The sequence below is a fragment of the Streptococcus henryi DSM 19005 genome (genome assembly GCF_000376985.1).
Lineage (GTDB): Bacteria > Bacillota > Bacilli > Lactobacillales > Streptococcaceae > Streptococcus > Streptococcus henryi.
In genome coordinates this window covers 73,844-89,023 of record NZ_AQYA01000035.1, presented here as the reverse complement: position 1 = coordinate 89,023, position 15,180 = coordinate 73,844, and the positions used below count along the sequence as shown (strand labels likewise).

Here is a 15,180-nt window from a genome sequence, read left to right as displayed (position 1 = left end):
TTCTTTTATTTTGCAAGCATTTCTCTATTAACTGAAATTAAGTCTTTAATTGATATTAAAAGCACTGCTGCTATAATCAATAACATTCCTAGGAAATCAATCGGATAAAAAATGTCATTCATTACTAAAACTGTTAATAGGACAGAGGCGACAGGTTCAACTGATGCTAACAAGCTACCTTTAACAGGTCCAACAATACTTGTTCCTTTTAGGAATACAGTATAGGCAAATAGAGTACCAATAACAATGATTCTAAAATACGCTAGCCCATTATGTCCAACTGTAAAAGCAGCATCATATTTCCAAGCTTGTGTAGCTATAGAAAAAATTGAGCCTCCCATTAACATAGCTGTTCCAATAACTAACAAACTCCCCCACTTCTGAATCAGTTTGACTGGGATTATAATATAGGCAGCATAGGTTACTGCTGAAAAAAGTCCCCAAAAAAGCCCGATAGGAGTGATGGCTAAATTCCCAAACTGGCCATGAGTTGCGATAATGAACGTTCCTGCGATGGCCATAAATATAGACAGCAATTCAATCAGAGTCGGTGCTGTGCGATTTTTCAAACTCACAAAAGCCAATATAAGAACTGGTGTTACATATTGAAGCACTGTTGCAGTTCCAGCGTTTGTATTGTCCTATCGCCTGTAAGTAAGCAAATTGGTTCATAACTAGACCACACAGACTAAAAATAAGTGTCCCCCATAAAAAAGATTTGTCGTTCCAAGCTTTCTTTAATTGCTGAGTCTGCTGTGTAGCAACAATACTCAGTATCAGAATACCCGATATCAGTAATCTTAAGCTGGTCAATAAATTGACATGAACTCCATTTGCCATTAAATACTGACCACTTACTCCCGATATTCCCCAGGCCGATCCAGCAATAATCACCATTAAACTACCTTTAGTCGTTTTGGACATACTTTCCTTACTCCTCTATTCTTTCATCGCTCAGCAGCGCTTTCCTATTCTAACATAATTTGAGTAAGAAAAAAACGGCTAAAACTATGTTCAGCCGATACTTTATTATCCCAAAAGAATTTTTTCAAGTTCTAGAGGCAGGATATATTCATCACCCTTATAGGCACGCATGTTACCACCTGAAATCTCATCGATAAGAGCAACTTTACCGTCGATTAATCCAAATTCAAATTTGATATCGTAAAGATCCAAATCTTTCTTAGCCAATTCATCCTTAACAACATCACCGATTTTCTTAGCAAGGTCTGCCAATTCTTCGTAAGTCTCAGGGCTCATGATGTTAAGAATAGCAAGGGCATCTTTTGTAATAAGCGGATCACCTTTGGCATCGTCTTTAAGTGTTACTTCAACATATGTTGGAATTTCTGTACCAGACTCAATATAATCACCATAACGACGGATAAATGAACCTACAGCACGATAGCGAACAATAACTTCAGCGCCTTTTCCAAATACAGTTGCTTTCTTCACAACTGCTTCATTTTTATCAAGATCAGCTGAAACAAAGTGTGTGTTAAGACCAAGGTCATTTAATTTTTCATAAAAAAATTTAGTCATGGCAAGTGCTGCACGTCCAGCACCTTCGATTTGAAGACCAACTTGGTTTTCACCTGGATCAAAAACGCCATCTTTTCCTGTTACATCATCTTTAAAGTGTAAGAGAACAGTCTTGTCATCAAGCTCAAAAACGTCTTTTGTTTTACCAGTGTAAATTTTGTTCATGCTATCCCTCCTGCGGATTAAAGTCAGTTTATTAGTTACAGAATTCCCTGTCGAACTCATAACATTCTTTTATTATATACTTTTTTTGCTAATTTTCAATTATTTTTAGTGTTTTTATTACAAAATACGTATATTTTTTTATTTTTACGGACTATCATTCCGTTTTTTACACCAAAGGAAGCAGGGCTCATATAATACTTTTTTGAAATCAAAATGATAGATGTTAGTTTTGACTAGTTGTAGCCAAGTACTGTTTTGGTGTTTCTTCCTTGTCTGATTTTGATTTTCCCTGAGTATAAATAGAGTTATCAATCAAAAAATCTCACTATACAGCGAAAAAACAGCACTAGAAGTACTAGTACTGTTGATTATTATTTCTATTTTTAGCGCTCTGCTATTAATCCAAGAGTTTTTGCAATTCTTGGGCCAAAAGTTTAAGGGCTACTTGTGGGTTAGCCTGTCCTTTAGTTGCTTTCATTAGGAATCCAGTAAAGGCCTTGTCAGCGTTACGTTTACCTGACTTGAAGTCAGCAACTGCTGCTTCATTGTTAGCAAAGACTTGGTGAATAATTGGAATGAGGACTTCTGGGTCAGAAATCTGAACCAAACCAGCCTTTTCAACGTATTCACGAGCTGAACCACCGTTTTTAGCCAAGTGAACAAAGACTTTCTTGGCAATCTTAGAAGAAATGGTTCCATCTTCGATGATGGCAATCATTTCCACTAAGTTTTCTGGAGTCAAGCTGATATCTTCAATCGTCTTGCTTTCAGAATTAAGGAACTGAGCCACTTCACCTTGGAGCCAGTTAGAAACCTGTTTAGCATCTCCGCCAAGCTCAACGGCTTTTTCAAAGAAGTCAGAAAGGGCCTTAGTTGCCGTCAATTGGTTGGCATCGTAGTCTGACAAACCAAGCTCCGCAGTATAGCGAGCACGGCGCTCTGCTGGGAAGGCTGGCAATTCAGTGCGAACTTGCTCAATCCAAGCATCGTCAATCTCAAAGAGTGGCAGATCTGGTTCTGGGAAGTAACGGTAGTCTGCAGCGCCTTCCTTAACACGCATAAGGATAGTTGATTTGCTTGCCTCATCGTAACGACGCGTTTCCTGACGGATGATACCACCAGAACGAAGAATTTTAGCCTGACGCTCTACTTCGTACTCAAGACCCTTACGAACATTTGAGAAGGAGTTGAGGTTTTTAAGCTCTGTCTTAGTACCAAATTCCTCTTGACCGTAAGGACGAAGAGAGATGTTGGCATCAACACGCATTGACCCTTCTTCCATCTTAACGTCTGAAATACCAGTGTACTGGATAATTTCTTTAAGGGCTGTCAAGTAGGCATAAGCTTCCTCTGGTGAACGCATGTCAGCTTCAGAAACAATCTCAATCAAGGGCACCCCTTGGCGGTTGAGGTCAACGTAAGAATAACCATCTGTACCGTGGGTATTTTTACCAGCATCCTCTTCCAAGTGGGCACGCTCAATGCGGATTTTCTTAGTTGACCCGTCTTCCAACTTAGCCTCTAACCAACCATCAAAACCAATCGGTTCATCAAATTGTGAAATTTGGTAGGCCTTTGGATTATCAGGGTAGAAATAGTTCTTGCGGTCAAAATGCATGTTCTTGTGGATATCCATGTTAAGGGCAAGAGCAGCCTTGATACCGGCATCGATAACGCCCTTGTTAATAACAGGAAGAACACCCGGGAAAGACCAGTCAATGATATTAGTGCTGGCATTCTGGTCTTGACCAAAATGAGCAGCCGATGGAGAGAAAATCTTAGAGTTGGTGTTAAGCTCTACGTGGACTTCAATCCCGATAATTGTTTCAAAGTTCATTAGGCTTCACCTCCAAAGATAAGTGGTTGTTGTTTGTGGTAGTCTGTTGTCGCTTCAAAAGCTGCCGCTGCTTGATAGATCGTCTCTTCTGAGTATTTAGGACCAATCAATTGCAGACCGACTGGTAGCCCTTGGGCAAAGCCGGCAGGAATTGAAATGCCTGGAAGACCTGCCAAGTTGACCGGAATAGTCAAGAGGTCAGCCAAATACATGGCAACAGGGTCATGGTTAAGCGAATCCAAATCATAGGCAACACTTGGCGCAGTTGGACCTAGAATCAAGTCGTAGTCAGCAAAGACTTTCTCAAAATCTTGAATGATAAGGGTACGGACTTGACCTGCTTTCTTGAAGTAGGCATCATAGTAACCTGATGACAGACTGAAAGTTCCAAGCATGATACGACGTTTAACTTCTTCACCAAAGCCTTCGCTACGGGTATTAACGTAGATATCATCAAGGTTATTAAAGTTTTCAGTGCGGTAGCCGTAACGGATACCATCAAAACGTTGGAGGTTTGAAGAGGCTTCAGAAGATGCGATGATGTAGTAAACCGCTACTCCGTATTTGCTGTGAGGCAGGCTAACTTCTTCAATCGTCGCACCCAATTTTTCAAAGTGCTTAGCCGCATTGATGATGGTTTCTTTAACTTCAGGGTCGATTCCTTCACCTAGGTATTCTTTTGGCAAGGCAATCTTCATGCCTTTGATGTCTTGGCCAATCTTGCTGGTAAAGTCATCCACATGAACTGGTGCAGAGGTTGAATCCTTGCTATCAGCTCCTGAAATCACGTTTAGCAGCTGAGCATTTTCCTTAACCGTTTGAGAGAAAGGTCCGATTTGGTCAAGCGAGCTACCGAAGGCGATGAGACCAAAACGTGATACGGTACCGTAGGTTGGTTTGAGGCCGACAACACCGTTGAAGGCAGCAGGTTGGCGGATAGAACCACCAGTATCAGAACCAAGAGATAGACGGACCTGACCTGAGGCTACTGCCGTTGCAGAGCCACCTGATGACCCACCAGGAACCTTGTTTTGGTCCCAAGCATTCTTGGTTTTCTTGAAGTATGATGTCTCTGTTGAACCACCCATGGCAAATTCATCCATGTTGGTCTTACCGATAACAATCATATCTTTTCCATAAAGATTTTCTACTGCAGTGGCATCAAAGATTGGCTCATAGTTATAGAGCATTTTTGAGGCAGCTGTTGTTAAAATCCCTTTTGTTGAAATGTTGTCTTTGACAGCCAAAGGAATACCAGACATGACATTGTCAGCATCCACACCTTTTTCATCAAGGGCACGCGCTTGAGCCAGCGCAGCTTCTTCCGAAATAGTAATGAAAGAACCTACTGCTTCTTCGCGAGATTTGACATCCTCAAGCGTAGCCTTGGTCAATTCGGTAACTGAAATTTCTTTATTGACGAGAAGGTCGTGCAACTGGTCAATGGTCTTGTTATTAAATGACATTAGGCATCTCCTCCGTCTTCCAAAATTGCTGGTACCTTGATGTAGTAGTTTTCTGATTGAGGGACATTTTTAAAGAGCTGGTCGCGGTCAGTACCCTCTTCAGCCACATCAGGGCGTATAACGGTTTTGCGGTCAGCCATGGTTGTTGTGATTGGCACACCTGTTGTATCTACTTCGTTTAGCAACTCAACCATATCAACAATTTTTGATAAAGTTGTTGCAAATTCTGCAGTTTCTTGGTCCGAAAAAGCTAATTTTGACAAATTAGCCACATGACGAACTTCTTCTTCAGAAATTTTCATTTATTCTCTCCTTAGAAATCTTATAGGCCACGAAAACCAAATCATTCAATGTCTATTGGTATTATTTTGATTTTCAAAAGCAGCACATAGTCTTTAATATTATATCACAAGACGGCTTTATTTCACCAGATGAAGATAGGAAAAATACGAAGCCAAATGAAAAAACATGCTTCTGAAAAACAGACAACATGTTTCATCTTTATAAGCAGACTTATACTCAATGAAAATCAAAATTAGAGGAGGAAAGCCGACGCAGACATGCCTAATGGTAGGCAAGAAGACTTAACGATCTATCATTTTGCTTTTCGAAGAGTATTAGCTCTGCTATTTCCCAAAAACTAAATACCTTTTACAGCAAAGTAGATTCCGCTTGGACAGGCAAAGTTAAAGTTAGGGAAGGGTTGTTCTTGAAGGAGGCTGGCAGTATCTGTCACAGCAGCAACCTTAGCTTGAAGGGCTTCAATGTCATTACTTTCAAAAAGCACGCTTGGCACATTATTAAGCACTTCAGGGGATACTTGCTTGATAAAATCCTTAGCATAGACTGTAAAGACAGTGTTACTTTCTGGGTGTGACTTCATCTCAAAAGAAGGAAAGCCCATCATATCTTGTTCATTTTGAATGGTAAAACCGATAGCAGACCAAAAGTCCTTTTCAGCTAAAACATCATCCACATAGAGCATAATTCCAATAGTTTCAGTAAACATAAATTCTCCTTAAAATGTAACCTTTTCAGACACAAAACCAGGAATGTCAGCATTGATTTGCCATGACATACCAAATTTATCAACTAAATTACCATAAGCTGGACTCCAAGGTGTTTCCTGAAGCTCCAAGTCAATACGTTTGGCATCAATTGCTAATTTTTGGTAAATGGCTTGCGCTTCTTCAACTGAATCCACTTGGATACAAGCTGTCATATTTGTTCCTTGAACATAGTCATAATCTGGACCATTGTCAGATAATTGCATACGGATGCCACCAATATTCAAACTAGCATTCAAGAGCAAATTTTTGTTCTCTTCTGGCGTATCAGGAATAGCCTGACCAAATGTTGTGCATGCAGTCACTTCTGCATCAAAAACATCTTTGTAAAAATCAACAGCCTCTAAACCATTGTTGTCTGTAACCAAGTAAAGTTCTAGTGCCTTAATCATGAGCATCCTCTTTTTTCTAAAATATGCTTCATTATATCTTACTAGATAGTAATAAGCAAAGGATTTAACTTATACTCTTAGAAAATCAAAATGATAGATTGTTGAGCCTCCTCTAATTTTGATTTTCATTGAGTATTAGAGAAAATCTAAGCTATATTTGATAGACAGTCGCTAACCGATTCGTAAAAAAGATTGAGAAACAACCTTCCTCAATCTCATAGTCTGTTAAAAAATAGTTTTATTTAATAATTTTAGCGCCCAAAACATTTTCAAAATGATTTAGAGCAAAGTCATATGCTTCTGGTGTCAGAGAAGCAACTGCTCCTGCTACCACTTCAATCTTATAACCAAGATTATAAGCATCTACTGCCGTATGAAGGACACAAATGTCAGTCAGAACACCTGTTAAGACAACTGTATCTACACGACGTTCACGTAACCTGATATCAAGGTCTGTTCCTGAGAAAGCTGAGTAATGGCGCTTATCTATCCAAAAAACACGACTGTCATTTTTGATAGATTCATAAACCTGACCAAGCTTACCATAAAGATCTCGGCCAGATGTTCCTTTAATATTATGAGGTGGGAAGAGTGCAGTTTCTGGATGGAAGTTATCTCCTTCATCATGACCATCAATAGCAAAAAAGATGTAATCCCCCTGTTTGTAAGCAGCTTGGGTCACCTCTACTATTTTCTCTTCAATGGCCTGCGCAGCTTTTCCAGCTGTCAACTTGCCATCATCCGCAACAAAATCATAAGTGTAATCAATTGAAATAAGTGCTTTTGTCATAGTCTAATTCTCCTAAATACCAAAAAGACTGGAACAAGGTCCAGTCCCTTCTGCTTATTTGTAATCTTTCAATTTATCAAAGATACCTTCATTGATAACCTTGAGGTAAGTTCCCTTCATACCAAGAGAACGACTTTCAATAATACCAGCTGACTCCAATTTGCGAAGTGCATTAACAATAACAGAGCGAGTGATTCCGATGCGGTCAGCAATGACTGAAGCTGTCAATCGTCCTTCATTACCGTCTAATTCATTCAAGATTGCAGCAACGGCTTTCATTTCTGAATATGACAATGTGTTAATAGCCATATTAACAGCTGTTTGCTTACGGATTGTCTCTTCTAGATTTTCAGTTTGAAGATTTAACAATTGAATTCCAACTACTGTGCTGGCAATTTCAACCAAGATCAAATCATCTTCTGAGAATTCTTTGTCATTTCGCCAAATAATAAGTGAACCAAGACGCATCCCACCACCATAGATTGGAGCAATTGTAGTCAATCCATCTGGATAAATATCTTTTGACTCAACTGGGAAGATTGTCAAATCACTATCAACTGACAAGTTAGCTTCTGTATCATAAACACGACTAGCATCTTTTACATAGCTTTCTGGAAATTGCTTAGCATCAAAAAACTCTTCAACACGGTCAGTATTAGTTTTGTATTTCATTGCATAACCAAGCAATGTTCCACCACCGTTGATGATACATGAATTACAGTCAATGATGTCAGCAAGTTGAGCTGCCATTGTGTTGTATGGTAAATCTGTATCCAAACTATCTACTGAACGTTGTAGGATAGAAGTAATTTTACGTGTTTTATTTAATAAATTAGGCATATTTTCCTTTTTCCTTTGAAATTGTTTGCATTACAATTATAACAAAGCTGCCTAATTTTTGCAAATAATTATCAGAAAATTACCTCTTTTTTTGACAATTCTTTGGAAGCGTCATCACCCTTACCCTGCAAGGGATTAATAGTCACAAAAAACAGGGAAAAAGACTAGATTTCTCAAGGCAATTTCACTAAAAGAGGCTGGACAAAAAATCCAAAACTTCAAAATTTGTAGTGTCATAAACTCTAGGTGAAGCGAACATGCTGGATATCTGAAAGGTTATTCTATTAACGTCGGTATTGTCTTAAAACGCGAGTCAATTTTTCTTGAACTTCTGCCAACTCTTCTACTCGTGGTAGATAGACAATTCTGAAGTGATCAGGTTCTTTCCAGTTAAACCCTTTACCTGGAACCAACATAACCTTCTCTTGCTTCAGTAGTTGTAAGCAAAATTCTTCATCGTCATCAATTTGATACATGTTTCTATCAATTTTAGGGAAGAGGTAAAGTCCTGCAGTTGGTTTAACAGCAGAAAGTCCTGGAATTTCGTTGACTGCATCATAGATAAAATTGCGTTGTTCATAGATACGTCCACCTGGTTTTAGGAGTTCATCAACCGATTGATAACCTCCAAGTGAGGTTTGAACAACATGTTGAGCAAGGACATTTGAACACAGGCGCATATTTGCCAACATATTAAGCCCTTCAATGTAGCCTTTTACATTTTTCTTAGGACCAGTTAGAACCATCCACCCCACTCGGAAACCACAAATACGGTGTGATTTTGACAATCCATTCATTGATACACAGAAAACATCCGGAGCCAAGCTTGCAATAGCAGTATGTTCTTTGCCATCCATGACTAAGCGATCATAGATTTCATCCGCAAAAATGATTAAATCATTTTGACGTGCAACTTCCACAATTTCTTTTAGCAATTCATCTGGGTAAAGGGCACCCGTTGGATTGTTTGGATTAATAACAACTATAGCTTTAGTATTAGATGTAATCTTTGATTTGATATCATCAATATCTGGGAACCAACCTGCCTCTTCATCACAAAGATAATGAACCGCACGTCCACCCGCCAAGCTAACACAAGCAGTCCAAAGAGGATAGTCAGGCATTGGTACAAGTACTTCATCGCCATCATCAAGAAGTGCTTGCAGTGAGATAGAAATCATTTCTGAGACACCATTACCGATGTAAATATCCTCAATATCCACCTCAGGAAATCCTTTAAGTTGACAGTACTGCATAATTGCCTTACGGGCCGAAAAGATTCCCTTGCTATCAGAATAACCTTCGCTATTTCGAGCATTCATTATCAGATCACGAATTACTTCATCCGGAGCTTCAAAGCCAAAGGCTGCTGGATTCCCCGTGTTTAGACGCAAAATCTTCTCGCCATTAGCCATCATTCGGTTGGCTTCATCCAAAATAGGCCCACGAATATCATAAGCAACATGTTCTAACTTTGATGATTTATCAAATATTTTCATTGGTTGTACCTCAATTTCAACAAATGCTGTTTTACATAAACAGAATTATAAACCAATTTTATAAAAAAAGAAAGCCTCAAAGAGGCTTGAATGTAAATTAGATTATTTACGTTTACGAGCAATCAAATGAATTGGTGTCCCTTCAAAACCAAAGGCTGCACGAATTTGATTTTCCAAGAAGCGCAAATATGAGAAGTGCATGAGTTCTTCTTCATTAACAAATACAACAAATGTTGGTGGTTTAACAGCAACTTGTGTTGCATAGAAGATTTTAAGTCGTTTCCCTTTATCTGTTGGTGTTGGATTGATAGCAATCGCATCCATAATAACCTCATTGAGCACAGATGATGAAATACGGCGATTTTGGCTTTCGCTAATACGTTTAATAAGTTCAGGTAGCTTATGCAAACGCTGCTTAGTCTCTGCTGAAACAAAGATAATTGGTGCATAGCTCAAGAATTGGAACTGGTCTCGGATATCAGCTTCCCATTGCGCAACAGTATGGTTGTCTTTTTCAATAGTGTCCCATTTATTAACAACGATGATGATACCTTTACCAGCTTCATGAGCAAAGCCGGCAATACGCTTATCGTATTCACGGATGCCTTCTTCAGCGTTAATAACCATCAAGACAACATCAGAACGATCAATGGCACGCATAGAACGCATAACTGAATACTTCTCAGTGTTTTCATAAACTTTACCAGATTTACGCATACCAGCTGTATCAATCATAGTGTATTCTTGACCTTCGCTATCTACAAAGTTTGTATCGATAGCATCACGTGTTGTTCCTGCAATGGGACTTGCGATAACACGGTCTTCACCAAGCATAGCATTAATAAGACTTGATTTACCAACATTTGGACGTCCAATCAAGCTAAACTTGATAATATCTGGATTTTCATCCTCAATTTCAGCTGGAAGATTTTCAACAATGGCATCAAGGACATCACCTGTACCGATACCATGAACTGAAGATACTGGATAAGGATCACCAAGGCCAAGCGTATAGAAATCGTAGATGTCATTACGCATCTCTGGGTTATCTACTTTATTGACAGCTAAAATGACTGGCTTATTCGTTTTGTAAAGGATACGGGCAACATATTCATCAGCATCTGTTACACCTTCTTTCCCTGATACTACAAAAACAATAACATCAGCTTCAGTCATCGCAATGTCAGCTTGGTGCTTGATTTGCTCCATAAATGGTGCATCGACGTCGTCGATACCACCTGTATCGATAATACTGAATTTGCGATTAAGCCATTCAGCAGTTGTGTAGATACGGTCACGCGTTACACCCTCAACGTCTTCAACGATTGAGATACGCTCACCCGCAATACGGTTAAACATTGTGGACTTGCCAACATTAGGACGTCCAACAATAGCAACTGTAGGTAAAGCCATAATTTAAATACCTTTCCCAGCCTCAGCTGAGAGAATTCCTTTCACATTAACTAGGGGCAGACAGAAACGTCTTTCACACCCTTTCACTAATAAATAGCAGAGCAGCTCTGCTATTTACAAATAATAATAAATCTTTAAAAGTAAACTTATATCAGAATTAATCTAATCCCGTACTAGAAAATCAACGACGATTTTCGCCCTGCAAATGCATTTCTTTAGCCAAATATCGAATACGTTCCATGACACGTTTAGCCTGCCACGATTCATCACCAGAACGTGACATAGCAAAGTGCTTCTCCAAGCCCTTAAAATCAAAATTTGAAGTAAAGAAAGTCAGGAGATTTTCTTGCATGCGATATTGTAAAATAACTTGAAGAACATCATCACGAACCCAAGAACTTTGTTGCTCTGCACCAATATCATCCAAGACAAGAATTTCCGCTTTTTTAATAGTTTCAATTTGGTCTCTAACTGTACCATCGTTAATGGCGTTTTTAATATCTACAGAGAAAGTCGGAAAATGTAAGAGTGTTGTTTGTTTACCATACTTAACTGACAATCGATTAGCCAGATATGCCATCAAATAGCTCTTACCCACACCAAAATTACCATAAAGGTAAAGTCCTTTTTGGCCACTTTCTTCCAAATTTTTTATATAAGCCTGTAAGTAGCGATAAATCTCAACGCGATTTGGATCCATAGCCAAATCTTTTTCTGAAATATCTCTTAAGTGACTTGGAAGCCCAACCAGTGTTATTCGATTGCGGGCATCTTGACGTGCTACTGCATCTTTATGTTCCTGTGTTTCCAGATAGGCAACATCCGCATATCCTTCATTCATAACAAGAACCGGTTGAAATCCCTTAGCACTATAACCGGCATCAGACTCTTGAAATTTTTGACGCTCATTCCTAAATTGATTGAACTTAGGGACGCTACGTTTGATTTCTTCGGGACTAAGTTTTTGTTGCTTAATGAAAGCTGAGATATCTTCATCAGCCAAAATCTCTTGAATGAGCCGTTGGGCATTGGCTTGGGCGTCTGCACCTTGACGTCTCAGTGTATCTCCTATTTTTTCCATACGACTCCTTTTCACATGATTATGACCTCGAAAGAGAGACCTCTTCTTGCCTTAGTCCTCCATACCTTGGATTAAAGCCTCGAGTGCTGCCAACTCTTCTTCAGAAGCTTCCGTTTTAAATTCCTGTTTGCTCCACTCAGGTACATTTGATTTTTTACTTGCTTTAGCATTGGCTTTTTTCTGCATTTCTGGAGAATGGCGGAGCGCAACTATAGCATCTTCAGCACTAGCAATTTCTCGATAAGAAAAATCATTGGCCAAGGTCATTAAATAAGGTTTAGACAGATTAGCAGAATTGGTCTTATTAAAAGTATACAAAACTAAAATATTAATAACTTCATCAAGAAAACTCATTTGAGCCAGAGCTTCAAGAAGCTGACGTTCTGCCTTAGTGACAACAGCCTTGCGGGAATCTTTGATAACTTTCAGAAATGCTAAAGAGCTTAAACTTTTAGCCTGTTCGATGACAATCCGCTCGCTATTGGTAAAATCTCCATTTGCGACTTTATTTGTCTGTTGTTTCTTAGCTTCCATACGTTTTAGAGAAATTTTACGGTTAATAGCTGTTGCATTGGCTAAACCATAAACTTCAAACCAGTTCATTTGATATTTCTCAGCAATTGCATAAAGACCAACAACATCTGCTTTTTCATTTTCAGAGAATGTCAAACCATCACGCGCCATTAACCTTTGAAAACTTGCTAAGTCAAATGTTGGTTTTGCTTGAGCTGTTGTCGGATTAGTTTTCTGATCTGTCTCAAAAACATCTGAAAATTTCTTGGAGATATTTCTAGCATCTTCTGGAATAGAGACTTCCAGTTCTTTGACAGCAATCTCACCAATACGCATCTCAAGCAATCGTCTGTATACTGGGTCAGCCAAGAAAGCTTCATTTCCCAAAGCTGGTTTCATTTTTACCAAATAAGAATCTCTAGTCTGATAAAGTTCCATTAAGTCAATAGCAGTTAAGACAACTAAAGCTTCCTCTAAGCGTCTCATACCAAACTGCAAATGGTTTAAGATTTCACTAAATTTATGTTTGTGTCTACCATCATCAAAAAATGAAATTAAGTATTCATAAACTGCCGCCGCATCGCTACCAATAATTGGAAAGTAAAGCTGTATCAAACTAGTGGTATTATAAGTCACTTTGTTGTGCTTTACAAATAAAAAATCATCAATCGGATTCATGGTTCACACTATTATTCTTTTTACTACGGACACGCGCTGTAATCTGTTGAAGCAACTCTTCGATTTCATCAACATCTTTGAATGACTTATAAACAGAGGCAAAACGAACATAAGTAATTTCATCAAGCTCAGCCAATTCATCCATTACTAGATTTCCAATAACTTCACTAGATACTTCGCTATCATATTCACTGCGCACGGCTTGTTCAATACGGTTGATTGCTTTCTCAATATCATCACTTGAAACAGGACGTTTCTGTGCACTCTGAATAACACCATTTAAAATTTTATCTCGAGAAAATTGCTCCCTAGTACCATCTTTTTTAATCACCAAGAGTGGAAGCTCTTCAATTCGCTCAAATGTCGTAAATCGGGTGTGGCATTGTTCACATTCACGACGTCGTCTTATGGTATTGCCTTCTTCGGCCTGACGACTATCGACAACACTGGACTTATTATAATTACATTTTGGACAACGCATGCAAACACCCCTATTCTATCATTTTTCAAAGGCAGACTCTTTTAACATCTCAGATAAACAAAATACTTCAGCTTCTCTTGTTCAATCCCCTTAGAAATAAAGTTACCAAAGTTTACTTAATACTTTATTTTATCATATTTTTCGCCATAGCAAAAGCATGTAGGTTCAAACTACACGCTCCTTTCTTCTTATGCATGAGACTGTGGCACTCTCAGAGAGAAAGTAGTCCCTGACTCTTTCTGACTGCTGACTTGAATACCAAGTTGATAAGCATCTGCAATCTGTTTCAATATTGATAAACCAATACCTGCACCTGCTTGTGTATTCTGGTTTTTCAGACTTGTCTCAGTCCTATAAAAACGCTCAAAAAGATGTTCTATTTGAGCTTCGGAAAGTAAGTGACCTCTATTAGAGACTGAAATACACACATCATTTTCAACTTGACTCAAAGACACTTTAACAGACTTAGTTTCATCAGAATATTTTACAGCATTATCCAATAAAATAACCAAAGCCTGTTCAAAGTGTGTCTTATAGACTTTCCCTATAACAGGTGATGTAACTGATGATTGATATTGAAAGTCAAAATCATCCTTTAAAAGTCTAAAATTTCCCATGACCGTTTGAATCGTTGATTCCAGTTCACACGTATCATCTTTATGTCCCTCAAAAGTCCCTTGAAGACGGATAGTATCCAGAGTTTCAGCAACCATAATTGACATCCGTTTTGCCTCATGAGCGATAGCTTCAAGCCCCTCTTCTAACACTTGTGGATCATCTTTCCCCCAACGCTGTAAGAGACGAACATGACCTGAAATCACAGCAATCGGATTTCTTAATTCATGGTTAACATCACTGACAAATCGACGATGCGTCTCTCTATCTTTACTTACCTCTATAGCTAACTTTTCAAAACTTTGAATCAAGTCTTCATCATTAATTTTCGAAAAAATCTCTGAATCTGAAAAAAGGTCAGGGTGAGTAGAAAGCTCATCTAATACTTCTTTGACTGCTGACATTTTAGACTTCAATTTTATATTTTTTACAAAGCAAACACTGAGAATAAGTAACAATACTAGCAGCACTGCAATAAATAAACTTTTTGTCTCCATCATTTTTCTCTCCACTAGACCAATACTCAAAGAAAATCAAAATCAGTCAAAGCAAGCCAACAAAGGCATACTTTGAAGCAGGCAAGGATGCTTAATCAGCTACTATTTTAATTTTCAAAGACTATCAATAATGATGTCAAGAATGGAAATTGGGTAGCTTGGGCTTCGGAAAAGCCTAAAAATCACAATTAGACTTCTAAGGCATGTTATTTACCCACTATTCTTAATAAGGATGAAACGTTTTACCCTACTTCCTAACATCAAATGGGAGCTCATCTACATCAGATGAACTCCTACTTAAATT

At 38.6% G+C, this 15,180-nt stretch carries 14 protein-coding genes and 1 pseudogene; all 15 read right to left on the bottom strand.

The features are described 5' to 3' along the window. Nucleotides 1–5: 5 nt before the first annotated feature. A pseudogene (locus F601_RS12480) lies at nt 6–924 on the bottom strand (DMT family transporter). A gap of 105 nt (nt 925–1,029) precedes the next feature. Further along, nucleotides 1,030–1,707, bottom strand: a complete 678-nt coding sequence (locus F601_RS0108265; protein ID WP_018165208.1) for a phosphoribosylaminoimidazolesuccinocarboxamide synthase — start codon at nt 1,705–1,707, stop codon at nt 1,030–1,032. Between the two features lie 397 nt (nt 1,708–2,104). After that, a complete protein-coding gene (gene gatB / locus F601_RS0108260; protein WP_018165207.1) occupies nt 2,105–3,544 on the bottom strand; it encodes an Asp-tRNA(Asn)/Glu-tRNA(Gln) amidotransferase subunit GatB in 1,440 nt (479 codons plus the stop codon). After that, a complete protein-coding gene (gene gatA, locus F601_RS0108255) occupies nt 3,544–5,010 on the bottom strand; it encodes an Asp-tRNA(Asn)/Glu-tRNA(Gln) amidotransferase subunit GatA (RefSeq protein ID WP_018165206.1) in 1,467 nt (488 codons plus the stop codon). Before gatA ends, gatB begins: the two co-directional genes overlap by 1 nt. Continuing rightward, on the bottom strand, nt 5,010–5,312 hold the full coding sequence (gene gatC, locus F601_RS0108250) for an Asp-tRNA(Asn)/Glu-tRNA(Gln) amidotransferase subunit GatC (RefSeq protein ID WP_018165205.1): 303 nt from the start codon (nt 5,310–5,312) through the stop codon (nt 5,010–5,012). Before gatC ends, gatA begins: the two co-directional genes overlap by 1 nt. Before the next feature lie 338 nt (nt 5,313–5,650). Then, nucleotides 5,651–6,019: a VOC family protein gene (locus tag F601_RS0108245; protein ID WP_018165204.1), complete on the bottom strand. Its 369-nt coding sequence runs from the start codon at nt 6,017–6,019 to the stop codon at nt 5,651–5,653. Nucleotides 6,020–6,028: 9 nt separating this feature from the next. Next, nucleotides 6,029–6,469 (bottom strand): VOC family protein, encoded by a 441-nt coding sequence (locus F601_RS0108240; RefSeq protein WP_018165203.1) that lies wholly within the window; start codon nt 6,467–6,469, stop codon nt 6,029–6,031. Between the two features lie 238 nt (nt 6,470–6,707). After that, nucleotides 6,708–7,259, bottom strand: a complete 552-nt coding sequence (locus F601_RS0108235) for a cysteine hydrolase family protein (RefSeq protein ID WP_018165202.1) — start codon at nt 7,257–7,259, stop codon at nt 6,708–6,710. 54 nt (nt 7,260–7,313) lie between these two features. Next, on the bottom strand, nt 7,314–8,099 hold the full coding sequence (gene codY / locus F601_RS0108230) for a GTP-sensing pleiotropic transcriptional regulator CodY (RefSeq protein WP_018165201.1): 786 nt from the start codon (nt 8,097–8,099) through the stop codon (nt 7,314–7,316). A gap of 284 nt (nt 8,100–8,383) precedes the next feature. Beyond that, the gene (locus tag F601_RS0108225; RefSeq protein ID WP_018165200.1) at nt 8,384–9,598 is read right to left on the bottom strand and encodes a pyridoxal phosphate-dependent aminotransferase; all 1,215 of its coding nucleotides are present in this window, start codon (nt 9,596–9,598) and stop codon (nt 8,384–8,386) included. Between the two features lie 102 nt (nt 9,599–9,700). Further along, on the bottom strand, nt 9,701–11,011 hold the full coding sequence (gene der / locus F601_RS0108220; protein WP_018165199.1) for a ribosome biogenesis GTPase Der: 1,311 nt from the start codon (nt 11,009–11,011) through the stop codon (nt 9,701–9,703). A 181-nt stretch (nt 11,012–11,192) separates the two neighbouring features. Continuing rightward, complete coding sequence (dnaI, locus tag F601_RS0108215; RefSeq protein WP_018165198.1) at nt 11,193–12,092, bottom strand: primosomal protein DnaI; 900 nt, start codon at nt 12,090–12,092, stop codon at nt 11,193–11,195. Between the two features lie 51 nt (nt 12,093–12,143). Continuing rightward, nucleotides 12,144–13,283, bottom strand: a complete 1,140-nt coding sequence (locus F601_RS0108210; RefSeq protein WP_018165197.1) for a replication initiation and membrane attachment family protein — start codon at nt 13,281–13,283, stop codon at nt 12,144–12,146. Then, a complete protein-coding gene (gene nrdR, locus F601_RS0108205) occupies nt 13,270–13,764 on the bottom strand; it encodes a transcriptional regulator NrdR (RefSeq protein ID WP_018165196.1) in 495 nt (164 codons plus the stop codon). The genes F601_RS0108210 and nrdR overlap by 14 nt, the downstream gene beginning before the upstream one ends. A gap of 188 nt (nt 13,765–13,952) precedes the next feature. Continuing rightward, on the bottom strand, nt 13,953–14,879 hold the full coding sequence (locus F601_RS12475) for a sensor histidine kinase (RefSeq protein ID WP_018165195.1): 927 nt from the start codon (nt 14,877–14,879) through the stop codon (nt 13,953–13,955). Nucleotides 14,880–15,180: the final 301 nt, after the last annotated feature.

Bases quoted from the DNA above. Each gene is read 5' to 3' on its own strand.
- codY (WP_018165201.1), bottom strand. From the start codon at position 8,099: ATGCCTAATTTATTAAATAAAACACGTAAAATTACTTCTATCCTACAA.
- F601_RS12475 (WP_018165195.1), bottom strand. From the start codon at position 14,879: ATGATGGAGACAAAAAGTTTATTTATTGCAGTGCTGCTAGTATTGTTA.
- gatC (WP_018165205.1), bottom strand. From the start codon at position 5,312: ATGAAAATTTCTGAAGAAGAAGTTCGTCATGTGGCTAATTTGTCAAAA.
- gatA (WP_018165206.1), bottom strand. From the start codon at position 5,010: ATGTCATTTAATAACAAGACCATTGACCAGTTGCACGACCTTCTCGTC.
- F601_RS0108240 (WP_018165203.1), bottom strand. From the start codon at position 6,469: ATGATTAAGGCACTAGAACTTTACTTGGTTACAGACAACAATGGTTTA.
- F601_RS0108265 (WP_018165208.1), bottom strand. From the start codon at position 1,707: ATGAACAAAATTTACACTGGTAAAACAAAAGACGTTTTTGAGCTTGAT.
- dnaI (WP_018165198.1), bottom strand. From the start codon at position 12,092: ATGGAAAAAATAGGAGATACACTGAGACGTCAAGGTGCAGACGCCCAA.
- F601_RS0108210 (WP_018165197.1), bottom strand. From the start codon at position 13,283: ATGAATCCGATTGATGATTTTTTATTTGTAAAGCACAACAAAGTGACT.
- F601_RS0108245 (WP_018165204.1), bottom strand. From the start codon at position 6,019: ATGTTTACTGAAACTATTGGAATTATGCTCTATGTGGATGATGTTTTA.
- nrdR (WP_018165196.1), bottom strand. From the start codon at position 13,764: ATGCGTTGTCCAAAATGTAATTATAATAAGTCCAGTGTTGTCGATAGT.
- F601_RS0108235 (WP_018165202.1), bottom strand. From the start codon at position 7,259: ATGACAAAAGCACTTATTTCAATTGATTACACTTATGATTTTGTTGCG.
- F601_RS0108225 (WP_018165200.1), bottom strand. From the start codon at position 9,598: ATGAAAATATTTGATAAATCATCAAAGTTAGAACATGTTGCTTATGAT.
- gatB (WP_018165207.1), bottom strand. From the start codon at position 3,544: ATGAACTTTGAAACAATTATCGGGATTGAAGTCCACGTAGAGCTTAAC.
- der (WP_018165199.1), bottom strand. From the start codon at position 11,011: ATGGCTTTACCTACAGTTGCTATTGTTGGACGTCCTAATGTTGGCAAG.